Below are 18928 nucleotides of genomic sequence, written 5' to 3'. Positions count from 1 at the left end.
CCTCTGGTGGAAAACAATAATCAATTATGCCTGTTGAAAAATTCAACAATGGCGTTGAGCGCGACTGAGCGCATAGCGTCCTTTTCAAAAAGGATCTCATGGTACGCGCCGTTAATGACCAGCGGTTTTCCCCCTTCACAAGGGTGACCGGCGGCCGCGCGCAGTTCACAATAGCGGTCATGCATGCGGTTATCCACCACACGCTCTTCTTCCGCCTGAATCAGGAGTGTTGGTGTATCGTCATTGCCGACACCCGCCAGAACCTGCTCACCGGCAAGGATACCTTCCCGCACCCAGTGGTAGGTCGGTCCACCCACGCGCAGGCGCGGCTCATCGGCATAAAAACGCAGGTTACGACGATACCGCTGGCGACTGTGGGTCAGCACGTTCATCGCAAACGGCAGTGCCCGCCAGCGTCCCGTCCCGATGGCATAGCCTTCCCGAATGCGCTGATGGCCCTCAGCCCAGTCAAGAATATGACGTACCATCCAGTCAGGAAAACGCATGACGATGCCATACATCGGCGCGGTGAGCGCAATGGCGTCGCACTGGTGAGCGTGGCGCTGTAAAAACAGCGTTGAAATCGCACCGCCCATCGAGTGCGCCAGAATATAGCGCTTTCGCCAGGGGCCGGGCTCGACCTCCTGCTGCCAGAACGCGGCGAGATCGTCGACGTAATCGCTGAAGTTATCCACGTGGCCGCGATGCGTATCCGATAGCAGGCGGCCAGAAAGCCCCTGCCCGCGGTGATCGATAATCAGCACATCGAAGCCCAGATGGAACAGGTCATAGGCCAGTTCGGCGTATTTAATGTAGCTCTCGATACGCCCGGGGCAGACCACGATGACCCGGTCATTTTTCTTATCGTGAAAACGCACAAAGCGTACCGGTATATCACCGACGCCCGTAAACTCATCTTCCTCACGCTGGCGCCAGAAATCGGTCAGCGGCCCCATGGAGAAAGCAGCAAATGCGTTTTCTCGTGTTTCCCAGTCCTTTTTCTGCTGAAACATCGGGTTTCTACTCACCTAAGCCAAGGAATATCGTTTTTTCGTAACCGGTCACAAAATGACTCAACAATAGCGTATTGTGGCATAAAAACAGACGATTCGGGAGTTTCAAATGACCTTCGAGTGGTGGTTCGCTTACCTGCTGACATCCATCATCCTTAGCCTTTCACCGGGCTCGGGCGCCATTAACACCATGACCACCTCCATCAACCACGGCTATCGCGGTGCGGCGGCGTCAATTGCCGGTTTGCAGACCGGGCTGGGCATTCATATCGTGCTGGTTGGGATTGGTCTGGGGACTCTGTTCTCCCGCTCCGTGCTGGCCTTTGAGGTGCTGAAATGGGCCGGGGCGGCGTATCTGATTTGGCTCGGCATCCAGCAGTGGCGCGCGGCAGGCTCCATTAACCTGAACACGCTCGCGCAGACGCAAAACCGCGGTCATCTGTTTAAGCGCGCGGTGTTCGTCAACCTGACCAACCCGAAGAGCATCGTGTTCCTCGCCGCCCTGTTCCCGCAGTTTATCGTGCCGCACCAGCCCCAGGTCATGCAGTACGTGGTGCTGGGCGCGACCACCATTATCGTCGATATCATCGTGATGATTGGTTACGCGACGCTGGCGCAGCGGATTGCGGCGTGGATTAAAGGGCCCAAGCAGATGAAGGCCCTGAATAAAGTCTTTGGCTCGCTGTTTATGCTGGTTGGCGCGCTGCTTGCGTCAGCGCGTCATGCTTAGCGAGAAATGATGAGATGAATGCCGAAGCCGGCGAACAGCGCGCCGGCGAAGCCATCAATCCACTTCGCGATACGCTGGTAGCCGCGGCGCATCGCCGGTAAGGCGAACAGGCTTGCCACGATGGTAAACCAGGCAAAGGTTTCAACAACGATCAGCAGGAAGATGCCCCAGCGTGCGCCCGCACCGACGCTATCGCCGACAAACAGCGAGAACACCGAGCCGAAATAGATAATCGCTTTTGGGTTTGCCAGATTGGTCAGCAGCCCTTTTACAAAGCTGCGGCCGCCCGTTGCCAGCTCCACCTTGGGCTCTTCCGGTTTTTTCTGCTCTTTCTTCAGCGCCCCGCGCAGCATCTGGTAGCCCATCCAGCACAGGTACAGCCCGCCGCCGACCATAATGATGTTATGCAGCCAGGCCATCTTCGCCAGAATCAGGTTCAGACCGAGCAGCGCAACGGCCGCCCAAACCATAACGCCCATGGTGATACCGAGCACGCCCATCATCGCCTCTTTACGGGAGCGACTGACGGCCGTTTGCGACACGAAGAAAAAGTCCGGTCCCGGGCTCATTAGCGCAACGATGTGCACTAACGCCACGGTGAGAAATAGCATCAACATAATTAACTCGCGGGGAAATAATTCAGTGAGTCATCATCCTGGCACTTTTTCGCCCGGCTGACTACTCCTCATCATCACCATCCGCGTGAGAGCGGATGAGCGCCATAAACTCTTTACCGAAGCGCTCCAGCTTGCGCGTCCCCACGCCGTTGACGCTGAGCATCTCGCTGGCGCTGAGCGGCATCTGCTCGGCCATCTCGATGAGCGTCGCGTCGTTGAACACCACGTAAGGCGGGATGTTCTCTTCATCGGCGATGGCCTTACGCAGCTTGCGCAGTTTGGCAAACAGCTTGCGGTCGTAGTTGCCGCCGTAGGATTTCTGCATCACGCGTGTCTTCAGGGCGATGACGCGCGGCACGGCGAGCTTGAGCTCAACGTCACCGCGCAATACCGGACGCGCCGCTTCGGTCAGCTGAAGCGCGGAGTGCTGGGCAATGTTTTGCGTGGCAAAGCCGAGATGGATCAGCTGACGAATGATGCTCACCCAGTGCTCGTGGCTCTGGTCTTTACCGATCCCGTAGACCGGCAGCTTGTCGTGGCCCATGTCGCGGATACGCTGGTTGTTGGCACCGCGCAGCACTTCCACCACGTAGCCCATCCCGAAGCGTTGATTCACACGGTAAATGGTCGAGAGCGCCTTACGCGCGTCCATCAGACCATCGTACTGTTTCGGCGGATCCAGGCAGATATCGCAGTTGCCGCAAGGCTCCTGGCGCCCTTCACCAAAGTAGTTGAGCAGCACCAGACGGCGGCAGGTTTGCGCTTCAGCAAACGCGCCCATCGCGTTGAGCTTGTGGCGCTCAATATCCTGCAGCTGTCCCTGCGGTTTCTCTTCCAGACAGCGGCGCAGCCACGCCATATCGGCCGGATCGTAAAACAGCATCGCTTCCGCAGGCAGACCGTCACGTCCGGCACGACCGGTTTCCTGATAGTAGGATTCGATATTGCGCGGGATGTCGAAGTGCACCACAAAGCGCACGTTCGGCTTGTTGATGCCCATCCCGAACGCCACCGTCGCAACCACGATTTGCAGGTCGTCGCGCTGGAATTTCTCCTGCACGTCGGCGCGGATGTGGTTCTCTAACCCGGCGTGATACGCGGCGGCGCTAAAGCCGCGGTTTTGCAGACGCGCGGCGGTGTCTTCCACCTTCGCACGGCTGTTGCAGTAGATGATGCCGGACTTGCCGCGCTGCTCCTGGACGTAGCGCAGGAGCTGATCCAGCGGCTTGAACTTTTCCATCAGCATATAGCGGATGTTAGGGCGGTCGAAGCTGCTGACCTGAATATACGGGTCGTTCAGCCCCAGCAGGCGAACGATATCCAGCCGCGTGGTGTCATCCGCCGTGGCGGTGAGCGCCATAAACGGCAGCTCGGGGAAGCGCTGACGCAGCTGGCCGAGGGCAGCGTATTCCGGGCGGAAATCGTGTCCCCACTGGGAGATACAGTGCGCTTCATCTACCGCCAGCAGCACCGGGTTCCAGTGCGCCAGATGATCGAGGAAGTTATCCAGCATCAGGCGTTCCGGGGCGATATACAGCAGGCGAATCTGCCCGGTGCGGCACCCGGCCATCACCTCTTGCTGCTGCTCCCGGGTTTGCGTGGAGTTAAGACAGGCGGCCGCGACGCCGTTGGCGAGCAGCTGGTCAACCTGGTCTTTCATTAGCGAAATGAGCGGGGATACCACGACCGTCAGGCCGTTAAGCACCAGCGCGGGCACCTGATAACAGAGGGATTTACCGCCGCCGGTCGGCATCACCACCAGGCAGTCACGGCCTTCCAGCACCGTTTCAATGATGGTTTCCTGGCCAGGGCGGAACTGCTGGTAGCCAAAGGTTTCATGCAAAACCTGTTTAGCCAGCGACTCCTGATTCAATACTTCCGCCTGCGCCACGTTAACCCCATATGCCTGAAATGAAACAGGCGCTATTTTCAGCGCCTGAGAGAGAAACTTCAACGTTTAACGCAAAAACATTCGAGCAGCCTAGAGAATATCGTTCAGCATCACGCCCACGCCGATGCGGGTCTGGTTGAAGTTGTAATCGATAAGCGACTCGCCGTAACCACTGTACACCTGAGTATAGATGCGGACATGCTTCGTCATTGGGTAGCTTAAGCCCACTTCCGCACCACCGTAGCCGGTGTTCCAGTTGTACTGGCCTTTGGCGCTGAGCACGGCATCACCTAGCTGGTAGCCGACCTTGAGCTGGTAATAGCCCATATATTTGGTGATATCCGGGTTGTCATCGGTTTCGCCCACCACATACCACGGCTTCACTTCCACCATCCAGTTACCGTTCTGCGCCATCAGACGCGTATAGGCACGGTTCCAGCTGCGCGAGGTAGGGTCAGAGCGACCGTTTGAATCGTGATTAAAGCCCACTTCGACATCGCGCAGCGTCCAGCCGGCAAATTCATAATCCGTTGCGAAGCCGAGGAACAGCTGCGGCTCATAGTTGGTTTCACGGAACGGTGAGGACTCTCCGCTGTTAGAGAGCTGCCACCAGGATTTCTGCGTGTAAGACGCCCCGAGCACCGAGTTCGGCCCCAGAATACCGCGCCAGAACGGGAATGCCAGGCTGAGCTGGAACTTCACCTCATCTTTACGCGCATTATCAGACCAGTTATAGGAGCTTATCGCCTCTTTGTTGAGATCGCTGGTCTGGGTGTAAATCACGTAGTTGGTGTCATACGGATAGAGCGTGAACGGATTGTCATGTTCCTGAAGAAGGTTCGCGATAATGCTACCGTGAACGGCAGGTTTATCATGCACCTCTTTGATCGTCGCTTCCTGCGCATATGCTGTGAAGGGCAGCGCAACCGCCGCCAGTAACCAGGCCAGATACGTCCGCATCGGTGGTGTTCTCCTGCAAAAGAGTAAAATTACCTGAATAGTTATGTGGCGGACATTCTACAGACTTCTGCGACAACTGCTGCATCCTCGTTTCTGAAAGTGGCATTCCTTGTTGCCGCGGCATAAAATCAACATTTCGTTAACAATAAGGATGTGATGCCTCATGTCAGCCATGCTTACCGCCGAAGAAGTGTTAAAACTCGTGGGCGAGATTTTTGTTTACCATATGCCGTTTAACCGCGCGCTGGGACTGGAGCTGGAGCGTTACGAGAAAGACTTTGCCCAACTGAGCTTCAACAACCAGCCGATGATGGTGGGTAACTGGGCGCAAAGTATTTTGCACGGCGGTGTGATTGCCTCCGCGCTGGACGTGGCGGCAGGTCTGGTCTGCGTGGGAAGTACGCTGACCCGCCATGACACCATCAACGAAGACGAACTTCGCCAGCGCCTGGCACGCATGGGTACTATCGACTTACGCGTCGACTATCTTCGCCCGGGACGCGGAAATCGCTTTACCTGTACCAGCAGCCTGCTGCGCGCGGGGAATAAAGTCGCCGTGGCGCGCGTTGAGTTACACAACGAAGAACAGGTGTATATCGCCAGCGCAACCGCCACTTATATGGTGGGTTGAGGCGGCAAAATCGGGTAAAATTAATTCACTTTTTTGTAACGGATTTTCCCGATGGATGCTAAACAGACGCGGCAGGGCGTTTTACTCGCCCTTGCCGCTTATTTTATTTGGGGTATCGCCCCGGCGTATTTCAAGCTTATCGCCTACGTTCCGGCTGACGAGATCCTGACTCATCGCGTTATCTGGTCATTCTTCTTTATGATCGCGCTGATGAGCCTCAGCCGTCAGTGGTCGGGCGTCAAAACGCTGTTTAAAACCCCTAAAAAGGTCTTCCTGCTGGCGCTCTCAGCGGTGCTGATTGGCGGTAACTGGCTGCTGTTTATCTGGGCAGTGAATAACCATCACATGCTCGAAGCGAGCCTGGGGTACTTCATTAACCCGCTGGTGAACATCGTGCTGGGGATGATTTTCCTCGGCGAACGCTTCCGCCGGATGCAGTGGTTAGCGGTCCTTCTGGCCTTCTGCGGCGTACTGGTGCAGCTCTGGACCTTCGGCTCGCTGCCGATTATCGCCCTCGGTCTGGCGTTCAGCTTTGCCTTCTACGGCCTGGTACGCAAGAAGATTGCGGTGGAAGCGCAGACGGGGATGCTGTTTGAAACCCTGTGGCTGCTGCCGGTGGCGGCGATTTATCTTTTCGGCATCGCCGACAGCGCCACCAGCCATATGGGCAGCAACCCGTGGTCACTGAACCTGATGCTGATGGCGGCGGGCGTGGTGACCACCATTCCTCTGCTGTGCTTCACCGGTGCCGCGACGCGTCTGCGTCTCTCCACGCTGGGCTTCTTCCAGTACATTGGCCCGACGCTGATGTTCCTGCTGGCAGTGGTCTTTTACGGAGAGGTACCGGGGGCGGATAAGATGGTGACGTTCGCCTTTATCTGGGTGGCGCTGGCGATCTTTGTTGCGGATGCGATTTATACCCAACGCAGAATGCGTAAAGGGCTGTGATGTTGCCCTCACCCTAACCCTCTCCCACAGGGAGAGGGAATTCGATCGTAGGGCGGGTAAGCGCAGCGCCACCCGCCAGATTTTTACAGCCAGTTCCGGCGTTTGAAATAGAGATACGGCGCCAGCCCCGCGAGGATCATAAAGATAATCGCCCCCGGGTAACCAAAGCTCCACTTCAGCTCCGGCATAAACTCGAAGTTCATCCCGTAGCTGGATGCCACTAGCGTCGGCGGCAGGAACACCACGGAAACCACCGAGAAGATCTTGATGATGCGGTTCTGCTCGATGTTGATAAAGCCCATCGCCGCCTGCATCAGGAAGTTGACCTTCTGGAACAGGGATTCGTTGTGAGGCAGCAAGGATTCGATATCTCGTAAGATCTCACGCGCCTGCTCCAGCTGACCGCCCGGCAGACGCGCCTTGCGCACCAGGAAGTTCAGCGCGCGCTGGGTATCCATCAGACACAAGCGCACCTTCCAGCCGATATCTTCCAGCTCTGCCAGCGTGGACAACGCTTCGTCATATTCGTCGCCCTGATGGCCTTCCATGATCACGCGGCTCAGCTTTTCCAGATCGCTGTAGATGTTTTCAATTTCGTCCGCCAGCTGTTCAATTTTGGTCTCGAACAGATCGAGCAGCAGTTCGTACGCGTTGCCGTCTACCATCGCCTGGCTGCGGGCGCGCATGCGGTAGAGACGGAATGCCGGTAGCTCACGCTCGCGCAGGGTAAACAGACGGCCGTCGCGAATGGTAAACGCCACGGTGGAGTTACCCGCGTGGTCTTCCGCATCTTCGAAGAAGAAGAAGGAGTGAATATGCAGACCGTCTTCGTCTTCAAAAAAACGCGCGGATGCTTCGATGTCTTCCAGTTCCGGGCGGGTTGCCAGGCTTTGCCCCAGCTCAGATTGTACGCGAAGGCGCTCATCGTCGTCCGGCTCGACCAGATCCACCCATACGGCATCAATGAGGGGCTGTGACTCTTCGGCTTCAAGCCGAGTCAGTCGGTTATTTTCGAGTTGAAATGCGCTCAACATGACCGGGACTCCCAATGCAAAAAATATCGGACAGTTCGGTGGGCACACAGAAACAAATTGGGTTTCAGACCATTAAACAGCCTGACTCAGCGCGACGGGAATAGAGCAGTCGCTGACAACCACTAAGGCCATCAGCAAGAGGAGATAGCCTTAGGAGTTGTTCCTGGATGACAGGGAATTGAGCCAGTATCTACTGGGTGTGTCCAAGGCGAATGTCCTCTTAGCGTAATCGTGCGCGCATGTTACGCCAGCTATAACTGTGGCGTCAACACGCAACGGAACGCTGAAGGGCATTAATTGACCTTCACTGTATAAGGCTAGCAGATTATTGCAAAATAATGATATTTTTCTGAATGTTAGACTGTTTCCAGCTTCGCGTAGGCCGCCACCAGCCATTTGATCCCCTGCCCCTGGAACGCCACCTGCAGGCGGCTATGCTCGCCGCTGCCTTCCAGATTCACAATGGTACCTTCGCCAAACTTCGAATGGCGCACGCGCTGGCCCAGCTTGTAGCCGGTGTCGGTTTCCGCAATCGGCGAACCCATGCGCTGATGGCTGACCGGACGGCTGATGCTCGCCCGCAGACGCACCTCTTCCACGCACTCCTCCGGCAGTTCGCCGATAAAGCGCGACGGACGGTGATAGACCTCTTTACCGTACAGACGTCGGGTTTCGGCGTAGGTCAGCGTCAGCTTTTGCATCGCGCGCGTCACGCCCACGTAGGCCAGACGACGCTCCTCTTCCAGACGACCGCCTTCATCCAGCGACATCTGGCTCGGGAACATCCCCTCTTCCATCCCGACGATAAATACCTGCGGGAACTCCAGGCCTTTGGCGGAGTGCAGGGTCATCAGCTGAACCGCATCCTGCCAGGTGTCCGCCTGCCCTTCGCCCGCTTCCAGCGCGGCGTGGGAGAGGAACGCCTGCAGCGGCATCAGGTCTTCGTCTTCTTCGTTGTAGCTGAACTGGCGCGTTGCCGTGACCAGTTCCTCTAAGTTCTCAATACGGGTCTGGCCCTTCTCGCCTTTTTCCTGCTCGTACATGGTGCGCAGACCGGAGTCTTTAATCACCCGGTCGGTCTGCACGTGCAGCGGCATGTCCGCGGTTTCCTGCGCCAGGGCGTCAATCAGCTCAAGGAAGCGCTGTAGAGCGCTGGCCGCGCGTCCGGCAAGGGCCTTTTCCTGCAGCAGCTCGCGGCACGCCTGCCACAGCGTCAGCTGGCGGTCGCGCGAGGCCTGACGCACCACGTCCAGCGTACGGTCGCCAATCCCGCGGGTTGGTGTGTTCACCACGCGTTCAAACGCCGCGTCGTCGTTACGGTTGGCAATCAGACGCAGATACGAGAGCGCATCTTTGATTTCCTGACGTTCGAAGAAGCGCATGCCGCCGTAAATGCGGTAGGGCATGCTCACCTGCAGCAACGCCTCTTCCAGCACGCGCGACTGGGCGTTGCTGCGGTAAAGAATGGCGCACTGCTCCAGCGCGCCGCCGTTGTCCTGCCAGGTTTTGATGCGGTTGACCACGAAGCGCGCTTCGTCGAGTTCGTTAAACGCGCAGTAAATCGAAATCGGTTCGCCGTCGACGCCGTCGGTCCACAGCTTTTTACCCAGACGCCCGTTGTTGTTCTCAATCAGGGCGTTGGCCGCGCTCAGAATGTTGCTGGTTGAGCGGTAGTTCTGCTCCAGACGGATAGTTTCCGCGCCGGGGAAATCGTTGAGGAAGCGCTGGATGTTCTCCACCTGCGCCCCGCGCCAGCCGTAGATCGACTGGTCATCATCGCCCACGATCATTACCTTGCCGGTATCACCGGCCAGCAGGCGGATCCACGCGTACTGGATGTTGTTGGTATCCTGGAATTCGTCCACCAGGATATTGGTGAAGCGTTCACGGTAGTGCTGCAGGATGTGCGGCTTGTTGAGCCACAGCTCGTGGGCGCGCAGCAGCAGCTCGGCAAAATCCACCAGGCCGGCGCGATCGCACGCTTCCTGATAGGCCTTGTAGACGTTCTGCCAGGTCTGCTCAACCGGGTTGCCGAAGCTCTGAATGTGGTGCGGGCGCAGCCCCTCGTCTTTCTGACCGTTGATGTACCACATCGCCTGACGCGGCGGCCACTGCTTCTCGTCGAGGTTCATCGCCTTGATCAGGCGCTTCAGCAGACGGAGCTGGTCTTCGCTGTCGAGGATCTGAAAATCCTGCGGCAGGTTGGCGTCCATGTGGTGCGCACGCAGCAGGCGGTGCGCCAGGCCGTGGAAGGTACCGACCCACATGCCGCCCTGGCTGGTGCCCATCAGCTGCGCGATGCGGTGTCGCATCTCCGCCGCCGCCTTGTTGGTGAACGTGACCGCCATGATGGAGTACGGTGAGCAGTTTTCCACGCTCTGCAGCCAGGCGATACGGTGAACCAGCACGCGCGTCTTACCACTGCCCGCCCCAGCCAGCACCAGCAGGTTGGTGCGCGAGGCGGCAACCGCGTCACGCTGTTTGTCATTAAGGCTGTCGAGCAGGTAAGAAACGTCCATTGGCACCGTCACGTCATGTCGGGCAGGCGAATAGCATTCGCCAAAACCCTGTTAATTTATACAGAACAATTGATGATTATATCAGCGTCGTGAGGGATGCCAACCGCGAAATTTCCACGTGCGGCAGAAGACGGCTATCGGAGGCATTCATCAGGTCAGCGTTTTCCGGCTTGATCCAGCAGGCCTGCATGCCACAGCGAATAGCCCCGGCCACGTCCGTGGTCAGGTCATCCCCCACGTGCAGGATCTCACCCAGCGGCAGGTTAAGCTTATCTGCCGCCAGATGGTACATGTCACTGAACGGCTTCGCGCGCCCGTGAGGACCCGCACGCAGCACGAACTCAAAATAATCACTCAGGCCAAACAGCTCCGGCTGGGCATTGCCGTTGGTGATGGCCACCAGCGGCCACTTTTCGGCAAGCTTCGCCAGCGTGTCGTGGGTTTCCTGCGGCACGTCGATACGGCTGCGCCATTTGGCGAAGTTTTCCATGGCTGCTTCCGCCCCAATAGCGGCATCCTGTGCGCTCAGACCCACGTTAAGCATCGCCTGCTCTACCGCACGACGACGCCATTCGGTCACGTCGTGGTAAATGTCCGGCTCGGTCTCCCGCAGGGACTGGCGCAGCTTCTGGAAATCCTTGTTCTGTATCGCTTTCAGCGCGGGATGGTAGTTCTGCACAAACGCCAGCGACTCCTGCTCGGTACGCAGGATCACCTCGCGGTTGTCATAAAGGGTGTCATCAAGGTCAAACGTCAGGGCTGAGATCTGACCGAGTGGGCGGTAAAAACGCATTATTTCCCCCGTTTGGCGCGTGGATGCGCCGCGTCATACACCGAGGCAAGGTGCTGGAAGTCTAAGTGGGTATAGATTTGAGTGGTCGACAGATTTGCGTGGCCAAGCAGTTCCTGCACGCCGCGCAGATCGCCGCTCGACTCAAGCATATGTGTTGCAAAGGAGTGGCGCAGCTTGTGCGGGTGAACGTGGCTGTTCAGCCCCTGCTTAATGCCCCACTCCGCAAAGCGCTTCTGCACGTTACGCGCCGAGATCCGCTTGCCGAGTTTCGACAGGAACAGCGCATCTTCGTCGGAGCCAAACAGCCCGCGCAGGTCAAGCCAGTGCTCAATCCAGGAGACCGCATTGCGGCCAATCGGCAGGCGGCGCTCTTTGCTGCCCTTACCCATTACCCACACTTCGCCAGATTCCAGATCGAGATGCTTGAGGTCAAGGTTGACGAGTTCAGACAGACGCAGCCCGGCACCGTACATCACCTCCAGCATCGCGCGGTCGCGTACGGCGAGCGGATCGTTGAGGTCGATATCCAGCAGGCGGTTTACGTCGTCAACGTCAATATTTTTAGGCAGATGGCGCGGCGCCTTCGGCGTGGCGATCCCTTTTGCCGGGTTGGCTTTTAAGCCACCCTGACTGACCAGCCAGTCGAAGAAACTGCGCAGCGCTGAGAGCCTGAGCGCCAGGCTCGCCGGGCTGAGATTTTTTTTACGGCTACGCACGACGAACCCGCGTACCGTCGCAGCGTCACATTGTTGCCAGCTTTTCAGGCCGATCTCGTCGGCGATCTGCATGATGGCATCAAGCTGACGCTGGTAGTTAAGCAGCGTTATGGGGCTGAGCTGGCGTTCCACGCCCAGATAGCGCAGAAAGCGCGAAACGTCAGTGGCGAGCAGTCCGTCCGTCATACGCGCTCAATCCAGCGCTCCAGCAGCTCAGGCAACATCAGGGCGATCTCCTGCAGCAGGTGCGTGGCTTGCCCCTGCTCATAGTGATGCGCGTCGCGGCTGGTAAATAACATGACCCCCAGATCGCCGTCGCGCCCCATCAGCGACATCGCCACCGAGCCAATCGCTTTGGCCTCCGGCAACACCACCAGCAGCTCAGGTCCATTAAGCGGCCCCAGATAGTGGTGCTCATGGCCCAGACGCTGAATGCGCAGCGGTTCAAACGCCTGACGGCTCAGTGCCAGATGAGTAAACCCCGACGGCGCGCCAATGCGCCAGCGGTCAGGGAACAGGCGAATCGTTGCGCCTGCTAGCCCCAGCTCCCGAGCCCAGCGGTGGAAGCGGCTGAGGAACTCGTCAAGACTGTGCGCCGACGCCAGACGCGCCTGCAGATGCAGCAGACGATAGAACAGGCTTTCGTTGGTGCTGGCCTGCTCCATCAGCAGCGTCATGTTCTCTTCAAGCTGGTTGATATGGTTGCGCGCGCGCGCCATATGCCATTCCACCAGCGACACGGTCCCGCGAACCGGATGCGGCACGCGCATCTCTTCGACAACGCGTGCATTGCGAATAAAAAACTCAGGATTGCGCAGCAGATAATCAACAACAGCTCTGTCGTCCAGTTCCGTCACTGTTTCCTGCAGTTCTTCCCCTGGTTGTTTCATAGATGGATAAACCCGTCATAGACATGTGCCGCCGGGCCAGTCATATACAGTGGATGACCCGGTCCTTTCCAGGCGATATCAAGCCGACCGCCCGGTAATTCCACGCGAACCTCTTCTGCCAGTAACCCCTGGGAGATGCCCACGGCCACCGCCGCACAGGCACCGCTTCCGCAGGCCTGAGTCTCACCCGCGCCGCGCTCGTAAACCCGCAGGCGAATGTGCTCGCGCTTCACCACCTGCATAAAACCGATGTTCGCGCGCTCCGGGAAACGTTCGTGGCTTTCCAGCACCGGGCCGAGCGTTTCGACCGCGGCGGTTTGCACATCATCAACCTGAATCACGCAGTGCGGGTTACCCATTGAGACGACGCCGCACAATACTGTCTGCTCGGCCGCCCGCATAATATAGGTCTTTTCCGCTTTGTTTGCGCGAAACGGCACGACGGAGGGCTCGAAGTTAGGTTCGCCCATGTTCACGCGCACCAGCTCATCATCGGTGACGCTGAGCACCATGCGACCATTGGTCGTGCTGACGCGAATATCACGCTTGTTGGTCAGCCCTTTCAGGCGCACAAAGCGGGCGAAACAGCGCGCGCCGTTGCCGCACTGGTTAACTTCGCTGCCGTCCGCGTTAAAAATACGGTAGTGGAAATCGAGGTCGGGATCGTACGGCGGCTCAACCACCAGCAGCTGATCGAACCCCACGCCCAGATGCCGATCCGCCAGGCGACGGATCAGTTCCGGGGAGAAAAACACATTCTGCGTTACCGCGTCGACGACCATAAAATCGTTGCCAAGGCCATGCATTTTAGAGAACTGCATCATTTGCTCCATTGCGCGGGTACAGAACGTTGTCGTCAGAGATTAACCTGAGTCGGGCCACCGTTGTCGCCACGGTCATTAGTATTTGGCGTGGTAGACTCAATGCCGCTGTTAACCGGTTTCGTCGGCGGCGGTGCGGTTTTATCCGCAGGTGGGAAGTACAGTGGTCCCTTCAGTCCGCAGCCAGTCAGGCTAAACAGCGTGATGAGAACGGCAAGCGTTCGGAAAGCGTTTTTCATTATAAAGTTGCCCGTAAGTTCAAATCTGTTTCTATCATCGCAGGAGAAGACACAAAAGCAAGAGTTTGCCGCTTTCCTGCAACGGGAATTATTTAGGGTTATACTGCCGGCATCACGAAAAACAGGAACAAAACCATGAACGACAGTGAATTCCATCGCCTTGCCGACAACCTGTGGATGACCATCGAAGAGCGTATTGACGACTGGGACGGCGACAGCGATATCGATTGTGAAATTAACGGCGGTATTCTGACCCTGAGCTTCGAAAATGGCAGCAAAATTATTATTAACCGCCAGGAGCCGCTTCACCAGGTCTGGCTGGCCGCGAAACAGGGCGGCTATCATTTCGATCTGAAAGACGGGGAATGGGTTTGCGACCGTAGCGGCATAACGTTCTGGGATCTGCTGGAACAGGCGGCGACCGCGCAGGCGGGTGAGGCAGTGAGTTTCAGGTAGTTTTGTCGCCCGGTGGCGGCTACGCCTTACCGGGCCTACAACGGCTCGAACCGTAGGCCGGGTAAGCGCTAACGCTACCCGGCGAAAAGACTCAGGAAAAATACTGCTGCAACAGCGGCGCGGTGTCCTGATTGGCAGGCGCGGCAGGCGTTACGGCCTGGGTACGGAACGGGATCACCTGCGTACGACCGTCGACGTTCACAATCTGGTAGAACTGCGGCAGGTTAAAGTTGATAAAGCTTGAGCCGTAGGTAAAGCGGTCATGCGAAGAGGAGTAGAAGCGGCTGACGTCGCGCACCAGCTCCTCTTTACTGCCTTCACAATGGTGATACACCTCGGCGCGGTTGGTCTCATCCAGAATGTAGATATTGAACCCGGCATCGTCGCCCGACTCTTCAAAGAAGAACTGAATAATCCCTTCGCTGGCAAAGCCGTCCACCACCTGCGGCAGCTTAACGTGGTTGGTTTCCACCTGCACCGACAGACCGTGCAGCTTGTTATGCGAAATCGCGCCGTAGAATTCGATGGCGTTTTCCAGCTTCTGTACCGACACGTTCAGGCGCTCGAAGAACAGACCCCAGGTCTGACCGGAGACGCGCAGCGCTTTAAAGCGCCCGGTTTCCTGACGGGTACTGGAGAGACGCAGTTCGATACACTCAGAAACCAGCTGCTGCACGCGGGTACGAATCAACCCACGCAGGTGCTGGCTGTAGCAGAACACTTCCACGCTGTCCGGCGGCGCGGCATCCTGGTGCATCTTGCCGAGAATGGTTTTCAGCGCCTCGATCATCGCCTGCTCGCCGTTGAAGTGCAGGGTACGCACTTCGTTCCACGAGTTGCGGTAGAGCAGGTCCACGCTGCCGACCAGACAGTTTTGCTGCTCACCAAAGCTAAAGACGTCCAGCTTGCGGAAGTCAAAATGGACCACCTGATTGCGGAAGGCCGCCGTCGGGTCGTATTCCAGGTTGACGATGATCGCCAGATGGCGAATCTCGCACGGGCTGTAGAGCGCTTTCGGCGTTGGGGCAGGCAGACGCAGCGGGAAGTGGTGCGACACATCCGCGACCATCTCCTGTAGCTTAGCGAGATCGACCACCTCGTTGCCTTTGATAAACAGGCGCGTACGCGAGGTCAGCAGGCCGTTAAACCAGGCCCAGGCCACCAGCTTGTTCAGATAGCGGTTATATTCCAGCGGCTGATGGCTGATGATTGAATCCATGCTTGGCGCACGGTTGTACAGATACCACCCGGTGCGGTTCGCGCGGCCCGGCGGCACGTAGATAAAGGTCAGGTTTGGTTCTGACAGGTCGGGCGAAATCTGCGGGTTAACCAGGGTGACTTTACCCGGCAGCGCTTCAAACGCGGCGTACAGCTTACGGGTCAATACCCCGATGTCCTGCGGGCTGGCGGAAACGCTGAGGTTGTTACGGCGCGCAAAGCGGATCAGGTTACGGTAGCTTTGCATCATCGCATCGAGCAGTTCGTTGTGCGCTTCGCGCACCTGATCGATTTTCCAGTTGGCCCGGTTGTCGAGCATGGACAGACGCGCTTCGTCCCATCCCCACTCTTTCACTAACTGACTGACCACTTCACGACGCCAGCCCACGCAGGCGCGCTCGCGGCTCAGTTTCTCACAGACTTTGAGATAGAAACATCGACGCACCAGGTCAAGACGCGTGGTGTCATCAATGGCTTTCAGGTATTCGGTCACGCGCTCCAGCATCATGCAGTAGGCGTCCAGCCCGAAGGAGACGATTTCCCCGTCATGCAAACGCTGCTTGATATCTTTCGCCAGCAGGCGCGGCGTAGGGTATTCCCAGGAATAGGCTTCAAGCAGCAGCGTTTTCAGCACCGCTTTGTACGGTGAGTCGATACTCTTATAGAGCTGCCAGAGGCTTGCGCCGAAATACTCTTCTGCTGACAGAGAGCTCAGGCCGCCGAGATCCAGCCATTCGTTTGGCGTCAGTACGCCCTGCGCGTAAAGCGACATGACGTAATCATCGTAATGCTCTTCTTCTTCGCACGGGACCATATTCCACAGAATACGCTTCCCGGCCAGGCGCACAGCAGTACGGTAAAATTCATCCAGCAATAAGATGTGCTGAGTCGAGCCGCAGTCCTCACCACCCAGACTGCCGCTTTCGTTATGGCGGAAACGGTTTTCATCAATCAGGAAGAAGCTCACTTCCACACCGAGCGATGCCGCCCAGCTCTCCAGCAGGCTGCATTTACGCTGCAGCAGCTGACGCTCGTCGTTATCGAGCCAGGACTGATGGCAGACCCAGATGTCCAGGTCCGAAGAACAGCTTTGCCCTACCGATGAGGTGCTCCCCATTGAGTAAACGCCGGTAATCGGCAGTTCACCTTTCGGGGACTCCTGTGGCGGCATGCCGCGGTAGAGTTCCAGCTCGTTCAAATAATGCTGTTGGGTTTCATCAGGCGTGAAAAGGCAAATGCCCTGGGGAACGTTACCATCAAGGTAGCCAGGCATCAGCGGGTGGTGATAGTGCAATAATGTCGGCAGCAGACTGTATACCTGCTGGAAAGCAGGGCCCATAGCAGCAAGCGCGCGATCCACACGCAGTTGATTTATGGCATCCAGTCTCTGTTTCAGAGTCTCAATATAGAGGTACAAGACGTATCGCCTGATGTTTCCGGGTGTCGCAGCTATTCAAAACACGAGTAACAGCGGACCCGCAGTATTTCAAAAAGATAACCGTTACCCTTTTTCGCCCTTATCATTTTTGGTGGTACCGACGAAAAAATGGTCTAAAACGTGATCAATTTAACACCTTGCCGGTTGACCGTAAAGAAAGATGCACTACATACAAGTGTAGCACCGTTCTGTACGTGTAAATTCCTGAATACGGCTATGGCTGGCGAATACGCCGCCTTGTCCCTCTCGCGCTTCATCAACCGTAAAACTGCCATCCCAGAGTCAACAATGTTAGGATGGTTAGCGATTGATAATGACGGTAACAAGCATGTTAGACAATGTTTTGAGAATTGCCACACGCCAAAGCCCTCTCGCGCTCTGGCAGGCACATTATGTGAAGCAGCGCCTTGAGGCCTGCCACAGTGGATTGCGCGTCGAGCTGGTGCCGATGGTCACGCGCGGTGACGTGATCCTCGATACGCCCCTGGCGAAAGTGGGCGGCAAAGGCCTGTTTGTCAAAGAACTGGAACTGGCATTGCTTGAGAACCGCGCCGATATCGCCGTACATTCGATGAAAGACGTACCCGTCGAGTTCCCGGAAGGGCTGGGGCTGGTGACTATCTGCGAGCGCGAAGATCCGCGCGATGCGTTTGTCTCTAACCACTATGACTCCCTCGACGCGCTGCCAGAAGGTAGCGTGGTTGGCACGTCCAGTTTACGCCGTCAGTGTCAGCTGGCGGAACGTCGTCCTGACCTGATCATTCGCTCGCTGCGCGGTAACGTCGGCACGCGCCTGGGCAAGCTGGATAACGGCGATTACGATGCCATTATCCTCGCCGTTGCCGGCCTGAAGCGTCTGGGGCTGGAGTCGCGCATTCGCGTGGCGTTACCGCCAGAGCTGTCGCTGCCGGCCGTGGGCCAGGGTGCCGTCGGCATCGAGTGTCGTCTGGACGATGCGCGTACCCGTGAACTGCTCGCCCCGCTGAACCATGACGAGACCGCTACCCGCGTAAAAGCCGAGCGTGCGATGAATACCCGCCTCGAAGGGGGATGCCAGGTTCCAATTGGCAGCTATGCTGAATTGACGAATGGCGAACTGTGGCTGCGCGCGCTGGTAGGCGCCCCGGACGGTTCGCAGATGGTGCGCGGCGAACGTCGCGGTAAAGCGCAAGATGCCGAGCAGCTTGGCGTGTCGCTGGCAGAAGAGCTACTTGATAACGGCGCCCGCGAGATTCTGGCTGACGTTTATAATGGAGAACCCCCTGCATGAGTATTCTCGTCACCCGCCCTTCTCCCGCAGGAGAGCAGTTAGTGAGCCGTCTGCGCGCACTGGGGCAGGTGGCCTGGAGTTTTCCGCTCATAGAATTCTCCCCCGGTCGCGAGCTCTCTGCGCTCGCCGACCAGATGGATACCCTTCAGGACGGCGACCTGCTGTTTGCGCTGTCGCAACATGCCGTGGAATTTGCCCACGCGCAGCTGCAACAGCAGGGTTTGACCTGGCCAACCGCCCCCCGCTATTTCGCGATTGGCCGCACAACGGCCCTGGCGCTGCATACCGTAAGCAGCGCGGACGTTCGTTACCCGTTAGATCGGGAAATCAGTGAAGTCTTGCTACAATTACCTGAATTACAAACTGTTGCCGGAAAGCATGCGCTCATTTTGCGCGGTAATGGTGGCCGCGAACTGTTGGGCGAAACGCTGCGTGAACGTGGTGCAGACGTGACGTTCATTGAGTGCTATCAGCGCTGTGCAAAACACTACGATGGCGCGGAAGAGGCGATGCGCTGGCACGCGCGCGGCATTAATACGCTGGTGGTCACCAGCGGTGAAATGTTACAACAGCTTTGGTCGCTGATACCGCTTTGGTATCGCGAAAACTGGTTACTCCGCTGTCGGCTTCTGGTCGTCAGTGAGCGTCTGGCGAACCAGGCCCGGGAACTGGGCTGGCAGGATATTCGGATCGCTGATAACGCCGACAACGATGCGCTGCTGCGCGCATTACAATAACTCTCAA

19 protein-coding genes are annotated in these 18928 nt (G+C 57.5%); 6 read left to right on the top strand and 13 right to left on the bottom strand.

The features are described 5' to 3' along the window. Positions 1-20 precede the first annotated feature (20 nt). The gene (gene pldB, locus AC0TN7_RS03075; protein WP_024907990.1) at positions 21-1013 is read right to left on the bottom strand and encodes a lysophospholipase L2; all 993 of its coding nucleotides are present in this window, start codon (positions 1011-1013) and stop codon (positions 21-23) included. 109 nt (positions 1014-1122) lie between these two features. Between pldB and rhtB the strand changes: the two genes are divergently transcribed. Beyond that, positions 1123-1743, top strand: coding sequence for a homoserine/homoserine lactone efflux protein (rhtB, locus tag AC0TN7_RS03070; RefSeq protein ID WP_008501533.1), 621 nt, complete (start codon positions 1123-1125; stop codon positions 1741-1743). On the opposite strand, the gene rhtC is transcribed toward rhtB, so the two are convergent. From rhtC to pldA, 3 genes are all read right to left on the bottom strand, one after another. Further along, a complete protein-coding gene (gene rhtC / locus AC0TN7_RS03065) occupies positions 1740-2360 on the bottom strand; it encodes a threonine export protein RhtC (RefSeq protein WP_024907989.1) in 621 nt (206 codons plus the stop codon). The genes rhtB and rhtC overlap by 4 nt on opposite strands. A 61-nt stretch (positions 2361-2421) precedes the next feature. Beyond that, positions 2422-4251 (bottom strand): ATP-dependent DNA helicase RecQ, encoded by a 1830-nt coding sequence (gene recQ / locus AC0TN7_RS03060; protein WP_473701822.1) that lies wholly within the window; start codon positions 4249-4251, stop codon positions 2422-2424. A 90-nt stretch (positions 4252-4341) separates the two neighbouring features. Beyond that, positions 4342-5211, bottom strand: a complete 870-nt coding sequence (gene pldA, locus AC0TN7_RS03055; protein WP_024907987.1) for a phospholipase A — start codon at positions 5209-5211, stop codon at positions 4342-4344. Between the two features lie 163 nt (positions 5212-5374). Here pldA and yigI point away from each other — a divergent pair, with 163 nt between their 5' ends. Both yigI and rarD read left to right on the top strand, forming a co-directional pair. Further along, complete coding sequence (yigI, locus tag AC0TN7_RS03050) at positions 5375-5842, top strand: acyl-CoA thioesterase YigI (protein ID WP_008501538.1); 468 nt, start codon at positions 5375-5377, stop codon at positions 5840-5842. Between the two features lie 51 nt (positions 5843-5893). After that, complete coding sequence (gene rarD / locus AC0TN7_RS03045; RefSeq protein ID WP_032646072.1) at positions 5894-6790, top strand: EamA family transporter RarD; 897 nt, start codon at positions 5894-5896, stop codon at positions 6788-6790. 83 nt (positions 6791-6873) lie between these two features. Here the strand turns inward: rarD and corA are convergent, their stop codons facing one another. From corA to lptM, 8 genes are all read right to left on the bottom strand, one after another. Then, a complete protein-coding gene (corA, locus tag AC0TN7_RS03040) occupies positions 6874-7824 on the bottom strand; it encodes a magnesium/cobalt transporter CorA (protein ID WP_008501540.1) in 951 nt (316 codons plus the stop codon). A 150-nt stretch (positions 7825-7974) separates the two neighbouring features. Next, positions 7975-8031, bottom strand: a complete 57-nt coding sequence (ysgD, locus tag AC0TN7_RS03035) for a YsgD/CorL family protein (protein ID WP_212743980.1) — start codon at positions 8029-8031, stop codon at positions 7975-7977. A 149-nt stretch (positions 8032-8180) separates the two neighbouring features. Next, positions 8181-10343: a DNA helicase II gene (gene uvrD / locus AC0TN7_RS03030; RefSeq protein WP_032646073.1), complete on the bottom strand. Its 2163-nt coding sequence runs from the start codon at positions 10341-10343 to the stop codon at positions 8181-8183. A 76-nt stretch (positions 10344-10419) separates the two neighbouring features. After that, positions 10420-11136 carry a 5-amino-6-(5-phospho-D-ribitylamino)uracil phosphatase YigB gene (gene yigB, locus AC0TN7_RS03025; protein ID WP_157189866.1) on the bottom strand — a complete coding sequence of 239 codons (717 nt, stop codon included), beginning with the start codon at positions 11134-11136 and terminating at the stop codon, positions 10420-10422. Then, complete coding sequence (gene xerC, locus AC0TN7_RS03020) at positions 11136-12038, bottom strand: tyrosine recombinase XerC (RefSeq protein WP_024907983.1); 903 nt, start codon at positions 12036-12038, stop codon at positions 11136-11138. The genes yigB and xerC overlap by 1 nt, the downstream gene beginning before the upstream one ends. Then, positions 12035-12742 (bottom strand): DUF484 domain-containing protein, encoded by a 708-nt coding sequence (locus tag AC0TN7_RS03015; protein WP_048989630.1) that lies wholly within the window; start codon positions 12740-12742, stop codon positions 12035-12037. The genes xerC and AC0TN7_RS03015 overlap by 4 nt, the downstream gene beginning before the upstream one ends. Beyond that, positions 12739-13563 (bottom strand): diaminopimelate epimerase, encoded by an 825-nt coding sequence (dapF, locus tag AC0TN7_RS03010; RefSeq protein WP_463727439.1) that lies wholly within the window; start codon positions 13561-13563, stop codon positions 12739-12741. Before dapF ends, AC0TN7_RS03015 begins: the two co-directional genes overlap by 4 nt. 35 nt (positions 13564-13598) lie before the next feature. Further along, positions 13599-13802 (bottom strand): LPS translocon maturation chaperone LptM, encoded by a 204-nt coding sequence (lptM, locus tag AC0TN7_RS03005; RefSeq protein ID WP_024907980.1) that lies wholly within the window; start codon positions 13800-13802, stop codon positions 13599-13601. Between the two features lie 135 nt (positions 13803-13937). Between lptM and cyaY the strand changes: the two genes are divergently transcribed. Further along, positions 13938-14258: an iron donor protein CyaY gene (cyaY, locus tag AC0TN7_RS03000; protein ID WP_157189867.1), complete on the top strand. Its 321-nt coding sequence runs from the start codon at positions 13938-13940 to the stop codon at positions 14256-14258. 91 nt (positions 14259-14349) lie between these two features. On the opposite strand, the gene cyaA is transcribed toward cyaY, so the two are convergent. Next, positions 14350-16893 (bottom strand): class I adenylate cyclase, encoded by a 2544-nt coding sequence (cyaA, locus tag AC0TN7_RS02995; protein WP_023309629.1) that lies wholly within the window; start codon positions 16891-16893, stop codon positions 14350-14352. Between the two features lie 349 nt (positions 16894-17242). Here cyaA and hemC point away from each other — a divergent pair, with 349 nt between their 5' ends. Together hemC and hemD are read left to right on the top strand one after the other, a co-directional pair. Further along, a complete protein-coding gene (hemC, locus tag AC0TN7_RS02990) occupies positions 17243-18184 on the top strand; it encodes a hydroxymethylbilane synthase (protein ID WP_139156921.1) in 942 nt (313 codons plus the stop codon). After that, positions 18181-18921: a uroporphyrinogen-III synthase gene (gene hemD, locus AC0TN7_RS02985; RefSeq protein ID WP_463727438.1), complete on the top strand. Its 741-nt coding sequence runs from the start codon at positions 18181-18183 to the stop codon at positions 18919-18921. Before hemC ends, hemD begins: the two co-directional genes overlap by 4 nt. Positions 18922-18928 lie beyond the last annotated feature (7 nt).

This window comes from Enterobacter sp. PL_is511 (assembly GCF_055816065.1).
This window is presented reverse-complemented; position numbering and strand designations above follow the sequence as displayed.

Bases quoted from the DNA above. Each gene is read 5' to 3' on its own strand.
- lptM (WP_024907980.1), bottom strand. From the start codon at position 13,802: ATGAAAAACGCTTTCCGAACGCTTGCCGTTCTCATCACGCTGTTTAGC.
- rhtB (WP_008501533.1), top strand. From the start codon at position 1,123: ATGACCTTCGAGTGGTGGTTCGCTTACCTGCTGACATCCATCATCCTT.
- pldB (WP_024907990.1), bottom strand. From the start codon at position 1,013: ATGTTTCAGCAGAAAAAGGACTGGGAAACACGAGAAAACGCATTTGCT.
- rhtC (WP_024907989.1), bottom strand. From the start codon at position 2,360: ATGTTGATGCTATTTCTCACCGTGGCGTTAGTGCACATCGTTGCGCTA.
- corA (WP_008501540.1), bottom strand. From the start codon at position 7,824: ATGTTGAGCGCATTTCAACTCGAAAATAACCGACTGACTCGGCTTGAA.
- dapF (WP_463727439.1), bottom strand. From the start codon at position 13,563: ATGCAGTTCTCTAAAATGCATGGCCTTGGCAACGATTTTATGGTCGTC.
- AC0TN7_RS03015 (WP_048989630.1), bottom strand. From the start codon at position 12,742: ATGAAACAACCAGGGGAAGAACTGCAGGAAACAGTGACGGAACTGGAC.
- xerC (WP_024907983.1), bottom strand. From the start codon at position 12,038: ATGACGGACGGACTGCTCGCCACTGACGTTTCGCGCTTTCTGCGCTAT.
- cyaY (WP_157189867.1), top strand. From the start codon at position 13,938: ATGAACGACAGTGAATTCCATCGCCTTGCCGACAACCTGTGGATGACC.
- yigB (WP_157189866.1), bottom strand. From the start codon at position 11,136: ATGCGTTTTTACCGCCCACTCGGTCAGATCTCAGCCCTGACGTTTGAC.
- hemC (WP_139156921.1), top strand. From the start codon at position 17,243: ATGTTAGACAATGTTTTGAGAATTGCCACACGCCAAAGCCCTCTCGCG.
- pldA (WP_024907987.1), bottom strand. From the start codon at position 5,211: ATGCGGACGTATCTGGCCTGGTTACTGGCGGCGGTTGCGCTGCCCTTC.
- hemD (WP_463727438.1), top strand. From the start codon at position 18,181: ATGAGTATTCTCGTCACCCGCCCTTCTCCCGCAGGAGAGCAGTTAGTG.
- rarD (WP_032646072.1), top strand. From the start codon at position 5,894: ATGGATGCTAAACAGACGCGGCAGGGCGTTTTACTCGCCCTTGCCGCT.
- uvrD (WP_032646073.1), bottom strand. From the start codon at position 10,343: ATGGACGTTTCTTACCTGCTCGACAGCCTTAATGACAAACAGCGTGAC.
- yigI (WP_008501538.1), top strand. From the start codon at position 5,375: ATGTCAGCCATGCTTACCGCCGAAGAAGTGTTAAAACTCGTGGGCGAG.